Raw genomic sequence first — 25117 nt, 5'->3', positions numbered from 1 at the left:
TTATGCATGTGTTCGTTCTTGCAGCCGTCATCAGGGAATCGACATGTTGGACGCTCACGCGCAACCACAGCGCAATCTCACTATCGACGGGATCACGATCAATGTCTCGTCGCTTCCTGACGCAGTCTCCTCCATCGTGTCGGCCGCGCAGAGCGGCGACAATTTCAGCGTCTGTACGCTTAACCTCGATCACGTCGTGCAGCTGGAGCAACGTGCCGACTTCCGCGCCGCCTATCGCCGTGCGCGTTTCGTGACTGCGGACGGCTTTCCGATTGTCATGCTAAGTCATCTGATCGGCACTCCGATCAAGCGCACGACGGGCGCCGACCTGGTGGAGCCTCTCTGCCGGGAAGCACGGCGCAGAGGTCTTCCCGTCTTCATGATGGGCTCCAACGCGCAGACGCTGTCATTGACCGCGCAGCGCCTCGCTGAAAGGTTTCGGGGCCTGAGGATCGCCGGTACCTACGCGCCGGGCATGAACTTTGATCCCTATTCGAGCGAAGCGGACCTCGCGATCGATCGCATCCGCGCCTCCGGTGCGAAGCTCTGCTTTGTGGCGCTCGGTGCGCCGCGCCAGGAAGTCTTTGCCGCGCGCTGCATCGACGAGCTCGACGGAACCGGAATGCTGTGCATCGGCGCGGCACTCGACTTCATCGCGGGCACGCAGAAGCGAGCGCCATCGATCACGCAGAAGATCGGGCTCGAATGGGCCTGGCGAATGCTGAATGACCCGCGCCGCCTGGCGCCGCGCTATGCGCGATGCATGGCGGTTGTCCCGCGGCTCGTGGCGCGCACCATTCCACAGATTGTTACCGCACGGATAAGGAAGGCCGCATGACCTCGACAATGACCCTGGCGTTGCGCGCACGAAACGCCAACCGCGTCCGCCCCCGTTATCAGATCTGCCTGATCCATCCCTTTGATCCCCGCGGGGAGAAGGTTGGCGGTCTCGAGACCTATATCAGGGATTTCATCACCTTTCATCCTGACGACACGGATCTGCTCTTCATCGGCGTGGATTCCAGGGGCGACCTGAAGCTCGGCGAAGTTCACAGGCTGACTTTTCGCGGCCGAACCTTCGACTTCGTGCCCATTGTGCATTTCTCCGACATGCAGGCGCGCGAGGCGTCCCGCACCATTCGCGCCTCGCTGACTGGCCAGTTTTTCCTGGCGCTGTTGCGCTATTTCGGCCCGATCTCACGGCTGATCCGGTCGCGACGCTGCACCATCGACCTGCGCCGCGTCGAGTACTCCTGGCTTCCGGTCATAACCCGCCTGCCCTTCGTGCAGATGCTGCACGGCGAGGGCGTGCCCAAACTACAGATGGACTCGCTGCTCCGCAGATACTGGTTCGTGCACAATGCCGGCGAGCGCTTTGCGGTCGCAACGAGCGCAAAATTCCTCTGCGTCAACCCGTTCATCACCGAGCGGCTGCAGAAAACCTATCCGCGTCAGAAGGGCAAGATCGACACGCTATGGACCTGGGTCAATACCAATATTTTCCGACCAACCCCCTTCCCGCAGGAACTCGCCCCATTTCGCGTTGTCTTCGCCGGCCGGCTCGACGAGTTCAAGAATCCTCCGCTGATGTTTCGGACGCTCGACCGTCTGCGCCGACGTCTCGATGGCAGGCTCGAGTTTCACTATATCGGAACCAGCGACCCGCAACGCTTTCCAGAATTTTCAGCCGTCGAGGACATCACCGTTCGCCATGGCTTCAAGGATGCAGCCGGAATGGCGGCCACCCTCGCGTTCGCGCATGCCGGTATCCTGACTTCCGAATTCGAAGGCATGCCCCGCTGCGTGCTCGAAACGCTTGCGGTCGGGCGCCCCGTTGTCGCCATGCATCTGCCGCAGCTTGAATCCGTGATCCATGACGGCACCAGCGGCTTCCTTGTCCGCCGCTCCGGCCCGACCGAGGACTTGGCAGAGACGCTTGCGGATCGGTTCATGGATGTGCGCGACGCGATCGGCCGCGGCGAGACGGATCATGCGCGGATCGCCGACGCCATCGAGGACTTCACGCCGTCGAAGCAGCTCGCTCGCGTTTTCCGCTATCACCAGGAGCTCCAGGATGCGCGGCGAATTGCGCTCACCCCGTCGGTCTACTGAGGTGATGCCTTGAGGATACTCCTGCTCACGAGCGAATTTGCGCCGATCAATGGCGGAATCGGCACCTATGCCCGCGAGATTGCGGTCGCCGCGACCGAACTCCGCGCGGACGTGACGCTGGTTGCGCCGGACTATGGCCGCGACAACGGGGCTGACGACCGCGGCCTGCCGTTCGGCGTCCAGCGTTTCAAAGGCGGCGCACATTCGATGCGGGACCTGCCGTCCAAGATCTTGCTGGCACGCGGTCGCATGGCATCCGGCCAGTTCGACGTCGTCCACGCTGCCGACTGGCCGTTCTTCATTCCCGTCGCGCTTGCGCGCGGGCTGACGCCGGCCCGGATTCTGATGACCGTCCATGGCACCGAGATCAACGAGACCCAGGTGCCGCTGAAGCGGCTCGCCATCCGCTGTGCCGGCGTATTCGGGAGGCGAACGACGATCGCAGCCAACAGCCGCTTCACGCGCGACCTGTTCCGCCGGCGATTTGAGATCGATGCCAATCGCGTCCACGCCATTCCGCTCGGTGTGTCGGAATTCTGGTTCGGCGAGCGGGCGACACGCGCCGTCACCCGCAAGGCTCACGGAATTTCGGCTGACCGCATCGTGATGATCACCGTCGCCCGCCTCACCCGGCGCAAGGGCCATCTGCTGGCACTCTCGGCGCTCGCCGCGCTGGCTCCGACGCTGCGCGACCGACTGACCTGGCTGGTGATCGGACCGGACGGCGAAAGCGACTATGTGCTGGAATTGCGCGCCGCGGCCGCAAGTCTCGATTGCGACATTCGCTTCCTGGGCCGGCTTCCCGACCCCGAGATTCGCGACCTCTATGGCGCGAGCGATTTCTTCTGCCTCACCGGCCTGCCTGAATCCTCCGGGCGGGTGGAAGGATTTGGCCTGGTCTATCTCGAGGCTGGTGCCGCGGGGCTGCCCAGCGTTGCAACCGACATCGGCGGCGTCGGCGATGCCGTGACCGGCGACCGGACGGGACTGCTCGTGCCGCCGTCGCGAGATGACATCACGGCAGCGCTCACCCGACTGGCAAGCGATGCCGCCGCAAGGTCGGCGCTCGCAGACGGCGCCGTCGCGCACAGCCGGCACTTATCATGGAAGCGTTGCGCTGCGGAGACCTATGGGCTGGCGCAGCCGGCTGCGGCCGAGACCGATGCCGCTTACCAGTCGCTCGGCGCGCATCGGGCGCGCCGGCTCAATTCCACGCGGCCGGCTTTTCCGGCTTGAGGGTCGCATGACGAGACCCGTCTTCATCGCCATCCTTCTCGCGCTGGCCGGTTCACCGGCCTACGCGGATAGTTGCGACAAAAGCCGCACCTATCTGCTCGGCGGCCTTGGCGGTGAGCTGATGCGCCCGCCGACGGAATACGACCATCTGTTCAAGCAATGCCTGGCGACCGCGGCCATGGCCAATGTCAAGGATGCCTACGTCCTGCAGGACGGCGGCATCGCCGTGATTCCGAAACAGGACACGATTGCGGCAACAGCCGCGACACTCTCGCAATTCTGCGACGCCTATCCGCGCTCGACGCTGCACTTCCTCACCCGGCGCGAGCTCGCGGCAGACAAGTCGCTCGCCGACATCGTCAGGATCTCCTCGACCTCGTCCACCTCCTGCCCGAAGATCAAGGGTCTTGCCCAATGAGCTCATTTTCGCGTCGCGACCTCTTGCAGCTGACGGTCGCCGGCCTTGCTGCCGGCGGAAGCCGGACCGCAATCGCGGCGGCGCCACCCGCGAGCCTGGGCGCGATCGCCGCCCAAAACGGCTATCTGTTCGGCGCCGCCGCTGCGGAGGTGATCGACAAGGACCCGGCCTATCGCGACCTCTATGTCACGCAGACCAAGATCATCACCACCGACGTCGCGCTGAAAATGGCCCGGATCGCGCCGCAGCCGGGACCGAAGCATTTCGAGACGGCCGACCGGTTGCTTGCCTTCTGCGACCGCAACGGGATCGCGATGCGCGGGCATTGCCTGATCTGGAATGAATGGGTGCCCGACTGGATCAAGAACATGACCGCCGACGAGCGGCGCGCCTATCTCGATGCCTATATCGAGGAGGTGGTCGCGCATTATGCGGGGCGACTGCAGTCATGGGACGTTGTCAACGAGCCGTTCTGGCCGGGGCATCGCGCGCCGGGCGGCTTTCGGCTCGGCCCCTGGTATGACGCCTTCGGCACCGATTACGTCCGCCGCGCCTTCCTGCGCGCCGCGCAGATCGACCCGAAAACCAAGCTGGTGCTGAACGAAGCGCAGACCGAGCGCGACGACGAGGTCGGGCTCGCCGTGCGCAGCGGGCTGTTGAAGCTCGTCGCCGATCTCAAACATGCCGGCGTCAAGCTCGACGTCGTCGGCCTGCAGGGGCATCTGCAACCGCAATACCCGCACGATCCGGCCCGCTTCGACGAATTCCTTCACCAGCTCGGCGCCCTCGGCGTCGATATCTACATCACCGAATTCGACGTCTATGACGGCACCTTCCCGGACGACGTCGCCGCTCGCGATGCGGCGGTCGCCAAGACTGCGCAGGATTTCCTGCAGCTGACGCTGCGACATCCCGCGGTCAAGGCGCTGATCACCTGGGAGCTGGCCGACAACTATTCGTTCTATCGCGGAATGGCCAATTACAAAAATGCGCGCCCGGCAAGGCCACTTCCATATGACGACAAGATGCAACCAAAGCCGCTCTGGAATGCGATCGCCCAGTCATTCGAGGCCGTCGGTCGCTCCGCGACATCCACAAGCGGTCAGGCGCGCTGAAGGCAGCAAAGCGGGAGATAAATCCATGCGATTCGCCGGCGGATGTCTTCTCCTGGTCTTGGCGCTGCCTGGCGCTAGCCGGTCGGCTCTCGGTGACGACATCAAGCCTTCACCGTCCGAAGCAAGGCCGTCCATGCCATTCACGGGATCGGCCACGATGCAAGACGATGGTTCTCTGACCCTGCATCTGCGCCTGACCAGCGACGGCAAGGAGATCGACGATACCTTGACCTACAAGACCACCGACCGCGGCTATGACGACGTGCTGCGCCATCTTGGCGGTCTCGGCCCCGGCGACACCAGGAGCTTCAGACCCTGGAAGGATTAGTTCAAGGTGGACAACGGCGGCCGTGCCGTTTCCCGCCTGTTCTCACACGATCGTTCCGCGGCCGATACATCGCCCCAACGGAGCCCCGTCATGGTTTTCAGCACTACACGTCTGCAGTATTCAGTCGCCGACCTCTCCAATTTCCTCCGTGCCCGCACCCTCGCAGGGAAGGCTGACGCGGCGATCGACCAGGAGAGGTTCCGCCAGGTGATCGCCAGTCACAGCTCCGAGGGCTATGACAGCTACAAATATTTCGACAAGCAGCTCTGGCTGCGGTCGAAGATGATGCGGGCGATCGAGCTCGGGCTCGACAAGGGCTCGTCGCGCGCAGTGCTGGATCTCGGCTGTGGCGCCGGTTACTTTCTCTATTGCTGCAAGCATCTCGGTCACGACGTCCACGGCATCGATCTTCCGACTTACGAATTCTACCGCGACATGATCGCCCTGTTCGGCATTCCGCGGACCGGATTCAGAATCGAGCCCCGCAAGAACCTGCCGATTCTCGACAAGCGCTTCGACGTCATCACCGCGCACCAGATCTGCTTCAATGGGCACAAGACGGAAAATCTGTGGGGACCGGAAGAGTGGGATTATTTTCTCAACGATCTCCAGAAGAATTACCTGAAACCCGGCGGTACGATCGCGCTCGAGTTCAACGCGGAGCCGGAAATCGGTTTCTACACGAAAGAGGTGCGGGGCTATTTCGAGTCCCGCGCAACGCGTATTTTCAGAGGCAGGGTGATCATTGCCGGCGACATCAAGCCGTCACCGGCGTTCACGCCATCGGAGACCGCTGCGTCAGGCCTGGCCGCCGGTGGGCTGGCGACGCGGACATGACGGGCGCGCCAGCGCCGATGTCGCGGGCTACACCGCCTTCGTCAACGCGCCGTCGACAATCAGGTTGGTGCCGGAGATCCGGCTCGCCCGCGGACTTGCCAGGAAGACGACGCCGGCTGCGACCTCCTCGGCCGTTCCCATGCGGCCCGTCGGGTTAAGCGCCATTGCCGTCTTGAACAGATCGGGATTGCCGTGTTCGATGTTGTGCCAGATACCGCCCTCGAAATAGGTATTGCCAGGCGAGACGACGTTAACGCGAATGCCCTTGGCCACAAGCTGGTTGCTGAGGCCCTTGGAATAATGGATCAAGGCCGCCTTGATGGCGCCATAGGAGCCCGCGGCGAAATCGACCTCGAAGCCGGACACGCTGGAAACGACGATGATCGACGCCGATTTCGATTTCTCCAGATAGGGCTTTGCTGCCGCCACGGCATTGACCGTGTGCATCATGTCGGTGCGGAAGGATTTCTCCCAGGTCTCGGGCGTGTCGCCCACGGCGAGCGCGCTGACATTGCAGACGATGGCGTCGATGCCACCGAGTTCGGAGGCTGCGCTCTCGACCCATGCCTTCAGCGCCGCGGGATCGGCGACATCGATCGCCCTCCCCGACGCCTTGACGCCTTTTGCCGCGAGGGACTTCACGGCCGTGGCGACATCATCGGCATTGCGCGCGCAGATCGCGACATTGGCGCCTTCATCGGCGAATAGTCCAGCGATCGCAAGCCCAATGCCCTTGCTGCCACCGGTCACCAGTACGTTCTTTCCCTTCAGCCCGAGATCCATCGACGCCTCCATCAGGTGAAAAGGGGCAACCGGCGCCCTCTCGCGCCGGCCGCCCGATCGACTACATCTTGGTCCAGTCGCCCGCGCCCTCGAACGCGGCGGCGGCGCGATAGATGGTCGGCTCGTCGTAGTATTTGCCGATCAGCATCAGGCCGATCGGCAAGCCGTTGCTCATGCCGCAGGGCAGGCTCATGGCCGGATGTCCGCTGGCGTTGAAAGGTGCGGTGTTCGGCACCATCTCGAAGGCCCGCTGGATATAGAGCTCGCGCGGCGCGTCGGCCGGCGGCAGCGGCGTCGCCGTCATCGGCAGAGTCGGCATCAGCAGGAGATCGTAGCTGGAGAGCGCCGCATCATAGGCGGCGCGCAGCTTGCGATTGAGATTCTGCGCCTTGGCGTAGAAATGACCGCGATAATGCTTGGTGAAATATTGGCCGAGCAGCATCGTGATCTTGAGGCTGTCCGACAGCTCGTCGGCGCGGTGCCTCCACGCCGAATGGGCATCAAGCAGCGTGGTGTTGTAGAGACCGCGCCAGTTGGTCCCCATGCCGTTGCCCTTCATCATGAACTCGGTCGCGCCTTCGGCGGCGATCGGCAGCCAGATCGCGGGCGCGGCGAGATGCATCGGCACCGAGATCTCCTCGACTGTCGCGCCGAGCTTCTTGAACAGATCGGCGCCCGCCTTGACCTTGGCGTCGACCTCGGCTTCCGAGCTCGCATGGCCAAAGCCTTCCCGCACCACGCCGATGCGCAGCCCCCGCACGCCAGAGCCGAGCGCCTCCGTATAGCTCGAGACCTTTGGCGCGCCCTGCCGCGGATCGAGACCGTCAGGACCGGCCAGCACTTCCAGCAGCAGCGCATTGTCACGCACCGTACGCGTCATCGGGCCGGTGTGATCGAGCGTGAGCTCGATCGGCATCACGCCGGTATAGGGCACGAGGCCGTATGTCGGCTTCATGCCGTAGATGCCGCTGAAGGACGCCGGAATACGGATCGAGCCGCCCTGATCGCCGCCGATCGCCATGTCGGCCTCGCCGAGCGCCACCACGACCGCGCTACCCGAGGACGAGCCGCCGGCGGAATAGCCCATTTTGTGCGGATTGTGGACGGGGCCCGCCGCGCAGGTGTGGCTGCCGCCAGAGAAGCAGAAATATTCGCAATGCACCTTGCCGACGATGGTGCCGCCGGCATCCAGCATACGCGTCACGATGCTGGCGTCGGTGTCGGGCGTATAGCCCTCCAGCGTCGAGGCGCCATTCATCATCGGCACGCCGGCAAGCGAGATATTGTCCTTGAGCGCGATCTTCTTGCCGGCGAGCTTGCCGTTCGGAGCACCCTTGATCTCGGTCTTGATGTACCAGGCGTTGTACTTGTTCTCCTCGCCATCAGGCCGGTAGCCGGGCGTGCGCGGATATTTGACCGCGGGCACGTAATCGGCCATCGCATCGACCGCGTCATAGGCCAGGTAGTTGGCCTGCATCAGGCCGTCATAGGATTTCAGCTCCGCGTCGCTCATGTGCATGCCGAGATCCTCGGCAACGCTGCGCAGCTGATCGAGAGTGGGACGTCTGACTGCCATGGCTGTTCTCCCTGTGGTCGTTGTTCGGTTGATCGATTTTAGGCGGTAATTCCGATGAACTCGCCGATCAGGCTCGCATTGTGCAGATTGTCCGGTTTCACTTCCTGCGTGATCCTGCCCTTCTGGATCATCAGGATCCGCTGCGACAGCGCGGCAATGAAGTCGAGGTTCTGCTCCACCAGAATCATGGTGAGGCCGCTGCTGTCGCGCAGCCGCAACAACGTCTCGACGATCTCATCGATGATCGAGGGCTGGATGCCTTCGGTCGGCTCGTCGAGCAGGATGAGGCGCGGCTTGCCGCACAGGCAGCGCGCGATCGCCAGCAATTGCTGCTCGCCGCCGGACAGCGCGCTGCCGGGCCGATCGAGCAGAGTCTTCAGGCGCGGAAATTCGTCCAGCACCGTCTCGATCGTCTCGGTCTCGCTGGAGCCCGGCTGCTTGCTGCAGCCCATGCGCAGATTGTCCTGGACCGACAGGCCGGGAAAAATGTCGCGGCCCTGCGGCACGTAGCCGAGACCGAGCCGCGCGCGGCGATAGGGCTCGAGCGCGGTCACATCGGTGCCGGCAAACTGCACGGAGCCACCCGTCGCCGGCAGAAAGCCCATCAACGCCCGCAACAGCGTGGTCTTGCCCATGCCGTTATGGCCGAGAATGCCGACAAATTCCCCCTCGCCGACCGCAAAGCTGATCCCGTTCAGGATCGGAATGCGGCCGTAGCCGGTGCGGAGTCCCTGTACATCCAGCATCATGCGGCGGCCTGCTTGCCAAGATAGATATCGCGCACCAGCGGGTTGCGCAGGATATTTTCGACCGAGTCCTCCACCAGGATGCTGCCGCGGTTGAAGACCGTGACCTGCTTGGCGATCATGCGGATGAACTGCATGTCGTGCTCGACCACGATCAGCGCCTTGGTGCGGTTGATTTCGCGCACCAGCTCGGCGGTCTTCTGGACCTCCTCATGGGTCATGCCGGCGGCCGGCTCATCGAGCAGGATAAGCTCCGGATCGGTCGCCAACACGAGCCCGAGCTCGACCCACTGACGCTGGCCATGCGCAAGCTGGCCGACGATACGGTCCGCGGCTTGCGTCAATCCGATGCGCGCCAGCATCTCGTCAACCAGCCGCCGGGCGCGCTCGCGCGAATTGAGGCGGCTTGCCGCAAGCCAGATATTCTCGCGGACCGACAAGCCGTCGAACACGCTGGGCACCTGGGTCTTGATGCCAATCCCCATGCGCGCGATGGTGTGGGCATGGGCGTGCGAAATGTCGTTGCCGCGAAACAGCACCTCTCCACGGGTCGGCTCGAGCTGGCCGGTCAGCATCTTGAAGAAGGTGCTCTTGCCGGCGCCGTTCGGGCCGATCAGGCAGCGCAGCTCGCCCTGGGCGAGCGTGAAGTTCACGTCGTTGACGGCCTTGACGCCGCCAAAATGCATCGAGAGATCGCGGGTCTGCAGCAGCGGCTCGGCCATCGCCCTACTCCGCCTGTTGCGGCGCGAGGCCGCGCTGCTTGCGTTCGCGCCGCCCATTCAGCAGCATCTGCCCGAGATCGCCGAGCGTGGGCACCAATCCCTTGGGCACCAGCAGCACAAAGGCGATGAGAATGACGCCGAGAATCAGCGGTGCGTTGGCAAAGATCTTCGACCAGAAGTCCGAACTGCCGCTCGGCTGGTTCGCGCCGAGCGCCGCGCTCAGCCACTGGATGCCGATGCAGCCGATGACCGGGCCGATCAGCGTGCCGCGCCCGCCGACGATCACCCAAATGATGATCTGCGCGGATTGCGCGAGCCCGAAAATGGTCGGGCTGACAAAGTTCCCCCAATTGGCGAACAGGCAGCCGGCAAAGCCGGCCAGCGCGCCGCCGATGGTGAAGGTGGCCAGCTTGTAGGCGCGCGGATCGTATCCGAGCAGCTCGGCACGCCGTTCGTTCTCCCTGATGCCGACGATGATGCGGCCGAACTGGCTCGCCAAGAGCAGCCGCAATCCGAAATAGGTCAGAAGCAGCGCGCCAGTCGAGAGATAGAACATGCCCTCGAGATCGATCGGCGCAGTCTTGTTGAACGGCCAATTGAGCGGGGGAATTCCCGGGATGCCGTTGAAGCCGCCAAGCCGCGCGGCACCGATATGGAATTCGGGACCCGCGGTGGAGTTCACCGAATTGAACAGGATCAGCGTCACCGTGAGCGTAATAACGCCGAGATAGACATCGCTGATCCGGCCGTAGAACATGAAATAGCCGAGCAGCGCGGCGAAGGCGGCCGGGAGGACGATCGCGAGCAGCAACGGCACCGTGCTTTCGCCCATGTTGAACATCGCGATCGCGTAGGTATAGGCACCAAGCCCAAAAAAGGCCGATTGCCCGAAGCAGAGAATGCCGCCATAGCCCCAGATCAACGCAAGGCTGAGCGCCAGGATCGCCATGATCATGTAAACCGTGAGATCGAGCACGGTGTCGAGTTCGGCGAACCGCGGCGTCAGCCACATGACGGCAAGGCCGATGATGCCGACCAGCGCCAGACCCAGAAGGTTGAGATGACGAGCGCTCACAGCCCTCTCCGGAAGAAGCGGCCGGTGATGCCCTGCGGCAGCAGCCTGATCAGCACGATCGCGGCCGCAAGCAAGGCAACCTCGCCAAACACCGGCGTGGTGACAAAGGTCGCGATCTGGTTGATCGCGCCGAACAGGGCGGATGCAGACACCGTGCCGCTCAAGATGGCCGCACCGCCGCCGATCACGGTGATGAAGGATTTCGCCACATAGGCGACGCCGATGGTCGGAAACACGCCGGAGACCGGCGCCAGCACCGCGCCGGCAAGGCCCGACAGCGCGGCGCCGACACCGAAGGTGACGGCGTAGACGCGCGGCGGATTGACGCCGAGCGCCGCCGCCATGTTGGCGTTCTGCATGGTGCCGCGTGCGATCAGGCCGAGCCGCGTCCAGCGCATCACCGCGAAGATGGCGCCCAGCGTCACCACCGCCACCGCGATCACGAACAGCGTGTAGGCACTGGTACGATAGGCGCCGATCTGGATGCTGCCGAGCGGCGCGGAGATGCCCACCGTCGTGTTGCCGAAGATCGCCGTGGTCAACCCGACCAGCAGCAGGCTCAGCCCCCAGGTGGCGAGCATGGTGTCGATCATGCGGCCATACAGGAAACGGATGATGGTGCGTTCGACCACCACGCCGATGATGCCGACCACAATCGGCGCCACCACCAGCATTGAAAGCCAGATGCTGATGCCGTGGCTGGTCGCGACGATCGCGGCATAGCCGCCGAGCATCAGGAACTCGCCATGGGCGAGATTGATCACCCGCATCATGCCGAAGATGATCGCGAGCCCGACGCTGATCAGCGCAAGACTCGCGATAGCATAAAGGACCTGGATTGCGAGAAGAGCAACGAGATCCACGTTCACTTTCCTATTGCCAAACTCTTCAACGTCCCGATTGCTTCGAGCCGAAAGGCTCGTGCCCATCCCCTCAGATCTTGATCACGTACTGCTGGTTGTCGTTCGGGTTCTTGATCAGGTTGCAAACTGCGGCCGTATCCGCCGGTTTCTGCTGCGCAAAATCCTCAAGCACCTTCAGCTTCTTGTCGCTGACCTCGGCAATGTGCACATCGAGCACGCAATGGTGCGTCGGCGGGTCGATAGTCACCTTGCCCGAGGGTGCGTCGATGCTGATCCCGGTCTCCAGCGCGTCGATAACCTTCAGGCGGTCAACACTTCCCGCTTTCTTCACCGCCTCGGCCCACAGCCGGAAGCCCTGATAGGTGCCCATCGCGAGCTCGGTGATGTTTGGGTAATCGGCGCCGAAGCGCTTGTGGAAGCTTGCCACGAAGGCTTCGTTGACGGGGTTCTTCAGGTCCTGGAAATAATTGTAGCAGACCAGCATGCCGTTGCATTCCTCCGGCGACAGCACGATGTGCTCGTTGCCGACCGCGAACGTCGTCGACGCCATCGGGATGCTCGCGCGCATGCCGGCTGCCGCCCATTGCCGGTAGAAGGAGATGTGGGCGCCCCCGACCAGGGCCGACCAGACAAAGTCGGGCTTTGCCGCCTGGATCTTGGAAATGGTCGGGCCGAAATTGGTGACGTCGAGCGGGAAGAAGTCGATCGACGAGACCTCGCCGCCGTTCTCCATGACGTATTTCTTCACCCATTGCGAGGTGATCTGGCCGTAATTGTAGTCTGCGGCGACCACGTAAACCTTCTTGCCCCATTTCTTCATGGCATAGGGGACGAGCTTTTCGACGGTCTGCGCCGGCGTGACGCCGGTGTCGAACTGGTTGCGGTCGCAGACGCCGCCCTCATACTGCGTGTTGTAGAAATAAAGCGTCTTGAAGCGGTCGAGCACCGGGCGGATCACCTCGCGCGAGGCGGAGGTGATGCCGCCATGCACGACGGCCACCTTGTCCTTGAGCGCGGCCTGCTGCGCGAACTGGGTGTAAAGCTGCATGTTCGACTGGGTGTCATAATTGATCAGCTTGAGCTGGCGTCCCAGCAACCCGCCCGCGGCATTGGCTTCCTCGATGGCGAGCGTCAGCGCGTCGACCATCGGCTTGCCGTAGATGTCGAGCCCGCCGGACAGATCATGAATGCTGGCGACGCCGATTGGATCTTCGGCCCAAGCCGATGAGGAAAACAGTCCGGCGGAAGCGGTCGCCGCCGTGCCCTTCAAGAACGTCCTGCGATTGATCGTCATTGCCTCAAGCCCTCCACACTCTTTTCGATCCGTTCTCAAATTCCGTGCAAATCGCACGCCAGTATCCGAATTTCGCCCGCCGTACGCGACCCTGCGCGAGCCGATTGTCATCAAAGCGGCATCGCGTTCTCTTCGCTCGAGCCCTTCGCCGACCCATAGCCTAGTTCAGCTTCCAGTCACTGCCGGCCTCGATGGCCTGGGCGAGCCGGATCAGGGTTGGCTCCTCAAAATGGCGTCCAACCAGCATCAGCCCGACCGGCAAACCATTGACCCGTCCACATGGCACCGTGAAGGCAGGATGCCCCGATACGTCGAACGAGCAGGTGTTTGCCTGCATGTTGAGCGCGACGTCGATGATCGTGTTCAGCGGCGCATCGGCCGACGGGATCGGCGTCGCCGTGAAGGGAATGGTCGGCATCGCCAGCACGTCGAATGTCTCCAGGGCCTCGTCATAGGCGCGGCGCAGCGACCCGCGCAGGTTTTGCGCCTTCGAGTGATAGCGCCCGTGATAGTTGCGATGCATGTATTCGCCCAGCATCAGCACCAGCTTCACCGTTGGCGAGACGTCGTTGATGCGGCTGCTCATGCCGCGCGCGAGCGCCTCCTGCATGGAGAGCGGATAATAGCCCTGCACATTGTTGCCAACCCCGTAGCCCTTGAGCATCATCTCGGCCGCGCCTTCCAGGATCACGCCGCTCCAGACATGCGGCCCGTCGAGATGCCAGGGCACGGAAACCTCCGTGCTTTCCACGCCGGCCTTGGCCAGTTGGCCGAGCGCTTGCCTGACTTTCTCGTTGACCGCGGGGTCGCTTTCAGGATGGCCAAAGCCCTCGCGCAGGATGCCGATGCGCAGGCCCCGTGCCGGCTTGGTCAGCGCACCCATATAGTTGCCGGTTCGGGCGGCGATGGTGCGCGTGTCCCAGCCGTCATGGCCGGCGATCACGGTCAGAAGCCGCGCGACATCCTCGACGGAGGCGCACATCGGCCCGCAATGATCGACCGAATAGCTGATCGGCATCGAGCCGGTGGTCGGCACCAGGCCCCAGGTCGGCTTCAAGCCGTACACGCCGCACCAGCTCGAGGGCGTACGGATCGAGCCACCCTGGTCGCCGCCGAGTGCCATCGGCACCTCACCGCTTGCGACCAGCGCGGCGCTTCCGCCGGAGGAGCCGCCGGCACTGTGCGCAGGATTATGCGGATTGCGGATCACACCGGTTGCGCAGGTGTGGCTTGCGCCCGAGAAGCAGAGGTCTTCGCAGGCGGCCTTTCCGGCAATCGTGCCGCCAGCGTCGAGAATGCGCGTCACCACGGTCGCGTCGAATTCCGGCACATAGCCTTCGAGCAGGGCCGAGCCGTTCATCATGGGAACGCCGGCGACGCAGATGTTGTCCTTGATCGCGACCTTCTTGCCGCTCAATAACCCATCGCTGCCGCTTCTGATGTCCGTCTTCCAGTACCAGGCGCCGTAGGGATTTTCGGATGGCGGCGGTCGATAGCCCGGCGAGCGCGGCGACACCGGCGCAAGGCTCGGGGCGACCATCTCATCGAGCCGGCCATAGGAGGAAATCGGTCCCTTGAAGGCCTGCTGAAAAGCGGCAAGCTCATCCGCGGTGAGAACAAGGCCGAAGCCGGAGGCGAGATGATTGATCTGCTCCAGCGTCGGGACACGAACCGCCATGTTTCACCCGTTCCTTCCCGTTCGGCACGCAAACGAAACAAGCCACCCGTGGCCTGCGAGGGCCCCGAATGGCTTCACTGCCTTAGCTATGAATGTCGATCTACGTGCCAGAACGAAATTTTGGAGGTCGTCACCCAGACGTCGTCGGCTGCGCGGGACTGTTTCGTTGCACACGTATTTACGTGGAACAGGATTGTGTCTTAGTCTCGTCTGGCTTGTCAATCTGACGCGGGCTCCTTTTTTGAGCGGGCGCCGCACAATTGGCGCGCAGCCGCATCGGTCAAAGGAGGTGACCGATCGAGGCGCTTGCGATGACGTGTGATGAAAAGGCTGAGACAGGGCTTTCGGACCGAGCCGATGACAAAACCGTCGATCCCTCTGGGACTCGTCTTTTCCCGTTCCGGCCCCTACGCGATGATGGGGCGCGAGATGGAAAAGAGCGCCTTGATGGCCGTCGACGAGATCAACCAGAGCGCGACGTTCGACTTTACCTTCACCCCACACTTGCGCGATCCCGGCGGCGTCGTCCCGGCCTACCATGCCGCATGCGAGGACCTCATCCGCAGCGCGGGCGTCGACCACATCGTCGGCTGCTACACCTCGGCCTCGCGCAAGCAGGTCATTCCGATTGTCGAGCGTACCGAGCGCCTGCTCTGGCACCCCGCGCGCTATGAAGGCTTCGAGAGCAGCGATAATGTGATCTATGTCGGGGCAGCGCCGAACCACACGGTGGTGCCGCTGGTACGCCACATGCTGGAACACATCGCCAGCGACGTGTTCTGCGCCGGCTCGAACTATGTATGGACCTGGGAAACCAACCGCGTGCTGCGCGACCTCGTCGCCTCGGCCGGCGGGCGCCTGCTCGCCGAGCGGCTACTGGAGCTTGGCGATATCTCGGTCGATCACATCGTCGGCGAGATCATCGACCGCAGGCCGCCGGCTGTCTTCAATACGCTGGTCGGGGAATCCAGCTACAGCTTCATGCGCGCGCTTCACGCGGCCTCGGCACGGGCCGGATTGTCCATTCCCGTGCTGAGCTGCAGCCTCTGCGAGCCGGAGCTGAAGATGATCGGGCCCGCCGCTTCGGTCGGCTGCATCACCTCGTCAGCCTATTTCGAGAGCATCGAGGAGCCGGAGAACCAGGCCTTCGTCGCGCGCTGGAAGGCACGTCACGGCGATGACAGCCATGTCTCCGTGGACAGCCAATCGACCTATGTCTGCATCATGCTGCTGGCACGGGCGATCCGCCGAGCCGGCTCCGTCGACGTTGCCGCGGTTCGGCGCGCTGCCGCCAACGACTGCTACAATTCGCCACAAGGACCAGTCTGGGTCGATCCCGACAACAATCATTGCTTTCTCACGCCGCGGCTCGCCCGCGCCGTGGACGGCTGCCGGTTCGAGATCTTCTGGGAGGCTGACGCGCCGGAACGCCCCGACCCCTACCTCTCCCATCTCGATTTCGCCTCGGTCGGCGCCCGGCCGGACAAGCAAGGGGATGCGACCGCGCGGCGGCCAACGCATCTGCGTGTCGTGACATGACGAGACCATCGCCTTTCTCCGTGCGCGGCCGGCACGCGCTCATGATCATGCGAGACGAGCGGGACATGTCCATTCTGCGCCGGCAGCTCGGCCGGCTCGGCATGTCGGTGGCCGAGACCGATCCGGAAGCCCTGGTGGTTCCGGACACCGGGATTGATGTCATTGTCCTCGACGCGGACAGCATTCCGATCAAGCCCGACAGCGCCCCGCCGCTGAAAACAAGCGTGCCGGTGATCGCCTTGATCGGCACCGAAACTCCCAGCCGGCTGAAATGGCTGCTCGACCTGCAGCCCACCTCGTTCCTGATCAAGCCACTGCGTTCGGCCGGCCTCTATACGGCACTGGTGGTCGCCTTCGATTGCGCGCAGCGGCGCAGCGAGGGTGCCGCCTATGTCGAGAAGCTCGAGGACCGGATCCGCGCCCGCCGCGTGGTATTCGGCGCCGTGCTGCAGCTGATGCGCAACCACGGCCTCTGCGAAGACGATGCATTCACGCTGATCCGGCAGACCGCGATGCGGCATCGCACGACGGTCGAGCAGTTGAGCGCGGACATCATCGCACTCGGCGGCATGCCGAACCGGTCCAGCCGTACGGCTTGACCCTATGAGGCTGGCGGCTGCCGCTCCCTGATCGGCTCGCGATAGCTGTGCGGCAGTCGCATGGCGAAGGCCTTGAGTGTTTTCGAGCGAAGTGGAGACCGGTTCGCGTGAAGAAAACGCGTCAAAACAAGAATCTAGAGCTCCGGTTCTGATTCAATCAGAACCGGAAGTGCTCTAGACCAGGAAGGACTTCTTGATCGAGGCGCCGAGGGTGTATTTCGGGTCGACCATGTTGCCGAGCCGCACCCGGCCGGCCTGCGTCAGCAGCATGTAGGCTTCGATCTCATCGAAGCCGTAATCGGCCGCCATCCAGCGGCACAGCTCGCGATAGGCGATGCGCGCGGCATCCTCCATCGGTCGCGCCGAGCCGATGGTCATGATGAACTCGGAGGTCTCGAGCCGGGGCCATGCGATGGTCCAGCCCTTGATGAGATCGATGTGCAGGGTCGTCACGGTCGGATGCTCGATGGCGACGCCGCAGAGCTCGCCATCGCCCTGCGCGGCATGGCAATCGCCGACATAAAGCAGAGCGCCCTTGGTATTGACCGGCAGGTAGATCACCGCGCCCACACCGACATCGGGCAGGTCCATATTGCCGCCGTAGTAGTCCGGCTGCAGCGAGGAGATCGCCTCGATCTCGGGCGACGTGCCGATCGTGCCAATGAACGGTTCATAGGGCAGCGTGATCTTCTCGTTCCACTTGGTGCCGGTCTTGACGTCGATCTCGAGCTTCTTGACCCGCTCCGGCAAGGGCGGATTGAGCAGCGCAGTCTGCCCAGTGCCGACCAAGCCGCCGAACTCGGGCATGATCACGGTCGTCCCGCACGGCTGCGGGCCGCGCGGGACGATGCTTTCGATATGGACCGCGAGCGTGTCGCCCTTCTCCGCCCCGTTGACCCAGACCGGGCCGTTCTGCGGATTCAGATAGGGGAAATTGAGGATCTTGGACGGGCTGTCGGTTTCGTGCTTGATCGCGCCTTCGAAGGCATCATGGGTCTCGGCGGAGACGACCGCGCCGGGATCAACGGTGAGGACCGGCTTCACATAGGGTCCGTAGACGTAGTGATACTTGCCCTGATCCGCCTCGGTGATCATGTGATGGACGCCGCGCTCGCCCTTGGCGATGCCCCTGCGGGCCATGATCGAATTTTGCAGCCATGCCATGGTGGTCTCCTCTGTTGTCGGCTCCGGACGCTCACACCGCGAGGTGGCGTCGCATTTCCATTTCATCATGAAGGGCGCTGCCGTCGAGGCTGGCGACGATGCGCCCCTTGTCCATGACGTAGCAGCGCTGCGCCATGGCGCGGATCATGTCCAGATTCTGCTCGACCAGGATGATGGTCACGCCCGTCTTGCGGTTGAGCTCGACCATGTTGCGGGCGATGTCCTGAACGATGTTCGGCTGAATGCCTTCGGACGGCTCATCAAGCAGAATGAGATGGGGATCGGCGACGAGTACGCGGCCGATCGCAAGCTGCTGCTGCTGGCCGCCGGACATGGTGCCCGCGCGCTGGTGCCAGCGCTCCTCCAGGATCGGGAACGCGTCCACCACGCGCTTGCGTCCCTCCTCCGGGATGTCGCCGTTGATCGCCGCGCCAACGGCGATGTTCTCGCCGACGGTCAGGCGGGGAAAGACGTCGCGGCCCTGCGGTACATAGCCGATGCCGAGGCGCGCGCGTTTGTGTGCCGGCAACAGCTCGATCGGCTCGCCGCGATAGACGATGGAGCCGCTCATCGCCGGCACCAGCCCGATCAGGCTCTTCATCAGGGTCGATTTGCCGACGCCATTGCGACCGATCACGGCGACGATCTCGGTCTCCCGCACCTCGATCTCGAGCCCCTGCAGCACCGGCTTGCCGCCATAGCCGGCACGCAAGCCCAGCGTGGTCAGAAGCACTTCCTTGCGTGTTTCCCTATCCATGGGCCTGCCCCAGATAGATCGCGGCGACGCGCTCATCGGCGACGATCTGGTCGATCGAGCCCTGCGCGAACACCTGCCCGAGATGCAACACCGTTACCCGCTGCGCCACCTGCCGCACGAACGCCATGTCGTGCTCGATGGCAAGCACGGTCATACCCTCCGCGTTCAGCCGCTGCACCATCTCGCCGGTCTGGTACGTCTCCTCCGGCGACATGCCGGCCGTCGGCTCATCCAGCAGCAGAAGCCGTGGCTTCAGGCTGATCGCCATGCCGATTTCGAGCCACTGCTTCTGGCCGTGGCTGAGATTGCCAGCGGTCTGCCACTGCTCCGCCGCGAGCCCGAGAAACGACAACAGACCGTCGATCTCCCGCTCGAGCCCGACGCCGCGATGGCGGCTTTGCAGCGCAATCTCGAGATTCTGCCGCACCGACAGCCCTTTGAAAACACCCGGCACCTGGAATTTCACGGACAGACCGCGATGGATGCGCGCGAAGGATTTAAGCGGCGTGATGTTCTCGCCCGCGAAATAAATATCGCCGCTGCCCGGATGATATTCGCCGAGGATCAACCTGAACAGCGTGCTCTTTCCGGCGCCATTGGGGCCAATCAGGCAATGGATCTCGCCGGCATCGAGCGCGAGGTCGACCGAGTTGGTGACGTGCAGGCCGCCGAAATGCTTGTTGAGCCTGCGCAGTTCGAGCAGCGCCATCGGCTATTTCCCCTCTGCCTTGCGCATGCCGAACCGGGACAGCAGATTCATGGCGCCGAGCACGAGCCCGTTGGGCGCGATCAGCACGGTCAGCACCAGGAGCACGCCCATGAAGACAAGGGCATATTGGCTGCCGTAGATGGTGAGCGCCTGGAACGCCGCGAGCACCAGCAGAGTTCCGATCAGGGTAGAGGTGAGATCGCTGCGCCCGCCGACCGCGACCCAGATCAAGGGCAGCGCTGCCGCCGTCATGCCCATGCTCGACGGCGTGATGTATTGCCCCCAGACCGTGTAGAGCACGCCCGAGAGTCCGGCCAACGCCGCGCCGATGATGAAGGTGATCAGCTGATATTTCCTGATGTCGTAGCCCAGCATCTCCGCGCGTTCAGGGTTTTCCCTGATGGCGACGATGACATTGCCGAACGCCGAGTTCATCAGGATGCGCAGGCCGAGATAGACGAACACCAGCAGACCAAGCACGAGATAATAGAGGCCAATATCGGCGAACAACACGATGTCGCCGCCGGGCCAGGGTATCGTCAGCGGCGGCATCGCGCTCATGCCATTGAAGCCGTTGAGCCTGGCAACGCCGATGTGCCATTCCGGCCCTGCCGTCTGCGCCATGAAGCGCTCGAGCGTCAACGTCACCGCCAGCGTCACGATGCCGAGGAAAACACCGGCAATACGGCCGAAGAACATGAAATAGCCGAGCAGCAGCGCAAAGAACGCGGCGATGCCGACCGCGAGCAGCAGCGCCACCAGGGTGAAGCCATAGGCCGCACCGAAATTCAGCGTGAGAATGCCATAGCCATAGCCGGCGATGCCGAAAAAGGCGGTTTGTCCGAAGCTCAGCGAGCCGCCATAGCCCCAGATCAGACACAGGCTGAGCGCGATGAACACCCAGACAAAGAAGTAGACGGTGTTGCCGACCGTGTAGCCATCGGCGACCAGCGGATAGACGCAGGCTCCCGCAAGAACGAGCACGAACAGACTCCAGAACGCCGGGCCGCGGCCGACGGTCTGCGGGCCTTCGAGACGGCGGAGCAGGATGCGCATGCTGTTCACGGCAAGCACTCCTTCAGGCGCGCTCGCGCAACACAAAACCGGAAATGCCCTTCGGCAGAATCCGCACCACGATGATCACCGCGATCAGCAGGCCGATCTGACCGAACAATTGCCCCTGCCAGGAGGTCATTGCCGACTTGACCACCGCCAGCACGCCCCCCGCGGGTGCGGTGCCGAGGAACACGTCGGCGCCTCCGATCACCACCGTGACGAAGGCTTCCATGATGAAGGTGGAGCCCATGGTCGGCACCAGCGTCATAGTCGGGGCGTAGAGGCCGCCGGCAAGTCCCGCCAGTCCCGCGCCGCAGGCAAAGGTCAGGCTGTAGATCAGCCTGGTATCGACGCCGAGCGCGGCCGCCATGTGCGGCACCTGGATGGTCGCCCGCGCTAGCACGCCGAACCGCGTCCAGTTGAACAGCGCATACAGCCCGCCGAGCACGCCCAGCGCGGCCGTAAACAGCACGATACGATAGATGGAATAGGAATACTGGCCGACCTGAAAGCTGCCGAACGGCGTGCCCACGCCTGCCATGGTCGAGCCTACCAGGATCAGCGTGCCCTGGGTTGCGATCAGGCTAAGCCCCCAGGTGGCCACGATGGTGTCGAGCGGCCGCTCGTAGAGCTGGCGGATCACGAGGAGCTCGACCACCACGCCGGCCAGCGCCGAGGCGGCCGCGCCGCACAGGATCCCCAGCGGCAACGGCAGGCCCGCATGCACAGTCGATGCCGTGACATAGGCGCCGCACATGATGAACTCGCCATGGGCGAGATTGATCACGCCCATCATGCCGAAGATCACTGCGAGCCCGCAGGCCGACAGCACCAGGAATGCGAAAGCATCGCCGAATTGATAGAGCGCCGAGAAAGCAATGCTCGCGATGTCCATGAACCAACCAGAGGGGTTGAGGTTTTCAAACGATAGGAAAGTTAAGTCCGAGAACGCCGCCCCGGCGCGGGAGAAGGAGTGCGCCAGGGCGACGCCATCGCGCCGCGTCAGGATTTGGGCGGCGGGTTGGAGGGCGTGTACTGACTCATCGGATCCTTCTTGGTCAGGTCGCAGCCGGCCTCGCCGAGCCAATAGGGCTTGATGTCCTCCCAGGTCTTCGGGAAGGAGATCGAATGATCGGCGCCTACTTTCGCAAGATAGATCGTGTGCGACATGTGCTGGCTCTTCGGATCGATGCAGACCTTGCCCTCGGGCGCGTCCATGCAGACGTCTCCCATCGCGATCACCTTGCGGATGTCGTCGCGCTTGGTCGATTTCGCGCGCTCCACCATCTGCTTGTAGAGGTAGACCGCGAGGTAGGAGTTCTCCGCCTCCTGATTCACATAGGGCTCGTTCGGAAACTTGGCCTTGAACTTGGCGTAGAACGCCTTGCTGCCGGGCGAGTCGATCTCCTCTATGTAGTTGGTGGTGACGTACATGTCCTTCAGGCTCGGCGGCTTGAAGCGCTTGTGCTCGTAGCCCTGACCGACGTTCACGGACGAGGCCATCGGCAGGTTGACATTTGCGGACGCAGCCTGCTCGTAATAGGAGGCCTGCGCGGTGCCCACCAGCAGCGTGACCACGAAGTCCGGCTTCGCCTTCTGGATGTTCTGGATGCTCTGCGAGAATTGCGACACGCCGAGCGGGATGAACTCCTCGCCGACCATCTCGCCGCCGTTCTCCTTGACGATCTTGCGCACCCATTCCGCCGAGATCTGGCCGAAATTGTAATCGGCGGCGAGGGTGTAGACCTTCTTGCCATAGGTCTGCATCATGTAGGGAATGAGCGTGGAGAATTGCTGCTCCGGCACCGCGCCGGTGACGATCATGTGGCCGTCGCAGACGCCGCCCTCATATTGATTGTTGTAGAACGCAAAGCCGTTGAACTGGTCGACGATCGGCCGGTAGGCCTCGCGCGACGCGGAGGAGAATCCGGCGAACACGACATCGACCTTGTCACGCTGCAACACGCGACGCATGAATTCCTGGTAGCGTGTGTTATCGGACTGAGTGTCGTAGGTGACGAGCTCGATCTGGCGGCCGTCGATGCCGCCGGCTTTGTTGATCTCGTCGGCCGCAAGCTGGATAGCGTGGACCTTGCCGATCGTCGCGGCCGCGAAATCGCCGGACTGGTCCTCCAGCACGCCGAGCTTGATGGGGTCTGCCGCAAAGGCAGCGCCTGGGCCGAGGACAAGCGTCCCCGTGAGGGCCGCGGCGCGCAGCCCCCGCACTATATTTCCGGTCATGTCGGTGTCTCCTACATCGCTCGCTTTTTGCCGCCTTGCAGCCCCTCGCTGGTCGTACGGCAGGAAATATCGGTTGGCCTCGCCCTCCTGCTCAGAAGCTCCTCGCAGTAGAGTTCGAGGCTCTGCCGCGCGCGCATGCTCTCGCGGCGGAGCAGGGAATAGGCAGCCTCCTCATCGAGGCCTGATTGCATCAACAGAATGATCGCGCGCACGACCTCGCGGCGGCCGCGGCGGCGCTCTTCGAGATCCTGCAGGCGGCTATACATGTCGCTGCGCAGCAAGAATTGATTGACGCCCATGAATAGCGACGTGTAGACGGCGCCGCCATGCACCGGTTTGCGCAGGAAGGACGTGGCGCCGAGGTTGACCAGCGCCTTCAACCGGCTCGGCGCCTCGACGCCGACCAGCCCGATAACCGGCACCGGCGGCAGGCGCGAGGCAGGATCGACCTCGATGGCGACCGCGCCGTCGAGGTCGCCGTCGATGAAAAGAATGTCGCGCTCCGGCTGCAGCGCACGGACGTCGATCTGCACGCGGCCGCCGACGATTTCAGGGTATTCACTGACGACCCCGAGCTTGGCGAGCGTGGTCTCCAGCGTGACTTCCCAGCCGCTGCGCCTACCCACGATGATGGCGCGTCCGCCCTTGAAATTCTGCAGCACGCGGAAGGTCATGATTGCACCACTCGGAGCGCCGGGCAGCGCATGGCCACCGCGAAGCGCGGCGACGACTGGACAAGATAGGGATCCGGCGCAACCGGGCTGCGCGCCTCAAGCAGCACCTCGAACTGTCCGTCGCTCCCCGATCGGGCGATGCGCGGCGTCAGCCAGGCATGATAGGTCTGCGGATCGATGCTCACCTCGCCCTGCGGTGCCTCCAGACGCTGGTTGGCGACCGCCGCGCGAACGGCGCGCGCGTCATCGGTGCCGGCCTGCGCCAGCGCCGCCGCCAGCAGCTTCACCGCGATGTAGGATGACTCGGCATCGGCCGACGACACCGGGCCATCCGGAAACGCCCTGGCATAGGCACCGCTGAATGCGTCATTGGCAGGCGATTTCAGCGAGGAAAAATAGACGCTGGAGGTCAAATGGCCGTCGACCGCCTCCAGGCCGATCTCCGCAAGCTCCGGCTCGGACAGGGTGCAGCTTGCAACCGGGATTTCGACCGCCTGATCGATGCCACGTGCGCGACAGGCGGCGCGGAAGGCCCGGAAAAATGCGTAGGCGCTGGTGCCGATCAGGTTGTTGAAGACGAAATCCGGATGCTGGTCGAGGATCGCGGCGATCACCTGGTCGAACTCGGTGTCGCCGACGGACAGATACCGCTCCGAAATCACGGCGCCACCGCGCGCCGTCAGCGCCTCGCGAAAGATCCGGTTGTTCTCCCACGCCCAGATGTAGTTGGAGCCGACGCAGAAGGCGCGGCTGCCGACGCGGGACGCCAGGTAATCGACCAGCGGCAGGACATGCTGATTGGGCGAGGCGCCGGTGTAGATCACATTGTCCGAGCTCTCGAAACCCTCATAGTGTGAGGGATACCAGAGCAGCCCGTCGTACTTCTCGAAGCAGGGAATGACCTCCTTGCGGCTCGAGGACGTATAGCAGCCCACCACATGGCGAATGCCCGCGCCGAGCAGATCGAGGCTGAGTGCGCGATAGCGCGAGAGATCGCCCGACGGATTGACCACGACCGGCTCGAGCGAGAGCTCGCTATCGGTTTCCGCGATTTCGCGAAAGGCGAGCAGCGCCCCATTCAGCATCGAGCGGGCGACGACGCTATACGACCCCGTGGTCGAGAACATCACGCCGATGCGGCATTGCTGACGCGCCATTCGCTACCATCCAAAAAACAAAAAAACGCCCGCCGGCCGTCAGGCCGAGGGCGTCTTCGCCACCAACTAAACACGCTGCAATCGAGCAAACGCGGCGTTGGAACTGGTTGAACTCGTCGCGTCAATGGGCAGCCGTTGCCCAACGCATGCAATTACGGTCTCTTAGATCGATCTTGCTGTCAAGCGCGTTGTTGCAGCGGCGTTTGCACCAAATCATATCTGGCTGCAGCAAAACTGTGCAGCGCAAGAATGACCATGGTGGTCGTGTCCGAACGACCCTCCCGCATGCCGGCTTCCCCGCGACGCCAGCAACCCGTGGTGAGCAGCTTTGGCCCGGATCGACGGACCTTTGGCCAAGATCGACGGACCTCTGTCGTTGTTGCCGGGCCGCCACGCCTCTAACTCTGGGTCATGGCAACACAAACTTCGAGAGACGCG

General features: G+C 63.4%; 25 protein-coding genes. 9 read left to right on the top strand and 16 right to left on the bottom strand.

What is annotated here, in order from left to right; genetic code table 11:
• The first annotated feature begins 43 nt into the window (after positions 1 to 43).
• The 7 genes from A3AI_RS0104630 to A3AI_RS45115 all read left to right on the top strand — a co-directional run bounded on the left by A3AI_RS0104630 (position 44) and on the right by A3AI_RS45115 (position 6046).
• Positions 44 to 838, top strand: a complete 795-nt coding sequence (locus tag A3AI_RS0104630) for a WecB/TagA/CpsF family glycosyltransferase (RefSeq protein WP_024514449.1) — start codon at positions 44 to 46, stop codon at positions 836 to 838.
• Positions 835 to 2112 (top strand): glycosyltransferase family 4 protein, encoded by a 1278-nt coding sequence (locus A3AI_RS0104625; RefSeq protein WP_024514448.1) that lies wholly within the window; start codon positions 835 to 837, stop codon positions 2110 to 2112. The genes A3AI_RS0104630 and A3AI_RS0104625 overlap by 4 nt, the downstream gene beginning before the upstream one ends.
• Before the next feature lie 9 nt (positions 2113 to 2121).
• Positions 2122 to 3348: a glycosyltransferase family 4 protein gene (locus A3AI_RS0104620; RefSeq protein ID WP_024514447.1), complete on the top strand. Its 1227-nt coding sequence runs from the start codon at positions 2122 to 2124 to the stop codon at positions 3346 to 3348.
• 7 nt (positions 3349 to 3355) lie between these two features.
• A complete protein-coding gene (locus tag A3AI_RS42180; RefSeq protein WP_024514446.1) occupies positions 3356 to 3766 on the top strand; it encodes a hypothetical protein in 411 nt (136 codons plus the stop codon).
• A complete protein-coding gene (locus A3AI_RS0104610; protein ID WP_024514445.1) occupies positions 3763 to 4881 on the top strand; it encodes an endo-1,4-beta-xylanase in 1119 nt (372 codons plus the stop codon). The genes A3AI_RS42180 and A3AI_RS0104610 overlap by 4 nt, the downstream gene beginning before the upstream one ends.
• Positions 4882 to 5038: 157 nt before the next feature.
• Positions 5039 to 5209, top strand: coding sequence for a hypothetical protein (locus A3AI_RS47230; protein ID WP_156927629.1), 171 nt, complete (start codon positions 5039 to 5041; stop codon positions 5207 to 5209).
• A 90-nt stretch (positions 5210 to 5299) separates the two neighbouring features.
• The gene (locus tag A3AI_RS45115; protein WP_024514444.1) at positions 5300 to 6046 is read left to right on the top strand and encodes a class I SAM-dependent methyltransferase; all 747 of its coding nucleotides are present in this window, start codon (positions 5300 to 5302) and stop codon (positions 6044 to 6046) included.
• A 27-nt stretch (positions 6047 to 6073) separates the two neighbouring features.
• Here the strand turns inward: A3AI_RS45115 and A3AI_RS0104595 are convergent, their stop codons facing one another.
• The 8 genes from A3AI_RS0104595 to A3AI_RS0104560 form a co-directional block, all read right to left on the bottom strand.
• Positions 6074 to 6829, bottom strand: coding sequence for an SDR family NAD(P)-dependent oxidoreductase (locus tag A3AI_RS0104595; RefSeq protein WP_024514443.1), 756 nt, complete (start codon positions 6827 to 6829; stop codon positions 6074 to 6076).
• A 61-nt stretch (positions 6830 to 6890) separates the two neighbouring features.
• A complete protein-coding gene (locus A3AI_RS0104590; RefSeq protein ID WP_024514442.1) occupies positions 6891 to 8405 on the bottom strand; it encodes an amidase in 1515 nt (504 codons plus the stop codon).
• Between the two features lie 38 nt (positions 8406 to 8443).
• Complete coding sequence (locus A3AI_RS0104585) at positions 8444 to 9154, bottom strand: ABC transporter ATP-binding protein (protein ID WP_024514441.1); 711 nt, start codon at positions 9152 to 9154, stop codon at positions 8444 to 8446.
• Positions 9151 to 9873: an ATP-binding cassette domain-containing protein gene (locus A3AI_RS0104580; protein ID WP_024514440.1), complete on the bottom strand. Its 723-nt coding sequence runs from the start codon at positions 9871 to 9873 to the stop codon at positions 9151 to 9153. Before A3AI_RS0104580 ends, A3AI_RS0104585 begins: the two co-directional genes overlap by 4 nt.
• Before the next feature lie 4 nt (positions 9874 to 9877).
• Positions 9878 to 10948 (bottom strand): ABC transporter permease subunit, encoded by a 1071-nt coding sequence (locus tag A3AI_RS0104575; RefSeq protein WP_024514439.1) that lies wholly within the window; start codon positions 10946 to 10948, stop codon positions 9878 to 9880.
• On the bottom strand, positions 10945 to 11811 hold the full coding sequence (locus A3AI_RS0104570) for a branched-chain amino acid ABC transporter permease (protein ID WP_024514438.1): 867 nt from the start codon (positions 11809 to 11811) through the stop codon (positions 10945 to 10947). The genes A3AI_RS0104575 and A3AI_RS0104570 overlap by 4 nt, the downstream gene beginning before the upstream one ends.
• A gap of 70 nt (positions 11812 to 11881) precedes the next feature.
• A complete protein-coding gene (locus A3AI_RS0104565; protein WP_024514437.1) occupies positions 11882 to 13105 on the bottom strand; it encodes a transporter substrate-binding protein in 1224 nt (407 codons plus the stop codon).
• A gap of 160 nt (positions 13106 to 13265) precedes the next feature.
• The gene (locus tag A3AI_RS0104560) at positions 13266 to 14783 is read right to left on the bottom strand and encodes an amidase (RefSeq protein WP_024514436.1); all 1518 of its coding nucleotides are present in this window, start codon (positions 14781 to 14783) and stop codon (positions 13266 to 13268) included.
• Between the two features lie 321 nt (positions 14784 to 15104).
• On the opposite strand from A3AI_RS0104560, the gene A3AI_RS0104555 reads away from it, so the two are divergent.
• On the top strand, positions 15105 to 16322 hold the full coding sequence (locus tag A3AI_RS0104555) for a transporter substrate-binding domain-containing protein (RefSeq protein ID WP_245286831.1): 1218 nt from the start codon (positions 15105 to 15107) through the stop codon (positions 16320 to 16322).
• On the top strand, positions 16319 to 16921 hold the full coding sequence (locus A3AI_RS0104550) for an ANTAR domain-containing response regulator (protein WP_024514434.1): 603 nt from the start codon (positions 16319 to 16321) through the stop codon (positions 16919 to 16921). Before A3AI_RS0104555 ends, A3AI_RS0104550 begins: the two co-directional genes overlap by 4 nt.
• Positions 16922 to 17095: 174 nt before the next feature.
• Here A3AI_RS0104550 and A3AI_RS0104545 read toward each other — a convergent pair whose 3' ends face one another.
• From A3AI_RS0104545 to A3AI_RS0104510, 8 genes are all read right to left on the bottom strand, one after another.
• Positions 17096 to 18085 carry an acetamidase/formamidase family protein gene (locus A3AI_RS0104545; RefSeq protein WP_024514433.1) on the bottom strand — a complete coding sequence of 330 codons (990 nt, stop codon included), beginning with the start codon at positions 18083 to 18085 and terminating at the stop codon, positions 17096 to 17098.
• A 31-nt stretch (positions 18086 to 18116) separates the two neighbouring features.
• Positions 18117 to 18842 (bottom strand): ABC transporter ATP-binding protein, encoded by a 726-nt coding sequence (locus tag A3AI_RS0104540; protein ID WP_024514432.1) that lies wholly within the window; start codon positions 18840 to 18842, stop codon positions 18117 to 18119.
• A complete protein-coding gene (locus A3AI_RS0104535) occupies positions 18835 to 19551 on the bottom strand; it encodes an ABC transporter ATP-binding protein (protein ID WP_024514431.1) in 717 nt (238 codons plus the stop codon). The genes A3AI_RS0104540 and A3AI_RS0104535 overlap by 8 nt, the downstream gene beginning before the upstream one ends.
• A 3-nt stretch (positions 19552 to 19554) precedes the next feature.
• Positions 19555 to 20607 (bottom strand): branched-chain amino acid ABC transporter permease, encoded by a 1053-nt coding sequence (locus A3AI_RS0104530; RefSeq protein ID WP_036047518.1) that lies wholly within the window; start codon positions 20605 to 20607, stop codon positions 19555 to 19557.
• A 22-nt stretch (positions 20608 to 20629) separates the two neighbouring features.
• Positions 20630 to 21502 (bottom strand): ABC transporter permease subunit, encoded by an 873-nt coding sequence (locus tag A3AI_RS0104525; RefSeq protein ID WP_024514429.1) that lies wholly within the window; start codon positions 21500 to 21502, stop codon positions 20630 to 20632.
• Between the two features lie 107 nt (positions 21503 to 21609).
• Complete coding sequence (locus tag A3AI_RS0104520) at positions 21610 to 22848, bottom strand: urea ABC transporter substrate-binding protein (protein WP_024514428.1); 1239 nt, start codon at positions 22846 to 22848, stop codon at positions 21610 to 21612.
• Positions 22849 to 22859: 11 nt separating this feature from the next.
• Positions 22860 to 23522, bottom strand: coding sequence for an ANTAR domain-containing response regulator (locus A3AI_RS0104515; protein WP_024514427.1), 663 nt, complete (start codon positions 23520 to 23522; stop codon positions 22860 to 22862).
• Positions 23519 to 24679, bottom strand: coding sequence for a transporter substrate-binding domain-containing protein (locus A3AI_RS0104510; protein WP_024514426.1), 1161 nt, complete (start codon positions 24677 to 24679; stop codon positions 23519 to 23521). The genes A3AI_RS0104515 and A3AI_RS0104510 overlap by 4 nt, the downstream gene beginning before the upstream one ends.
• Between the last annotated feature and the right edge of the window lie 438 nt (positions 24680 to 25117).

The organism is Bradyrhizobium sp. Tv2a-2, from assembly GCF_000472425.1.
Taxonomy (GTDB): domain Bacteria; phylum Pseudomonadota; class Alphaproteobacteria; order Rhizobiales; family Xanthobacteraceae; genus Bradyrhizobium.
The sequence above is the reverse complement of the archived record's forward strand: the minus strand, read 5'-3'. Positions and strand labels throughout refer to the sequence as shown.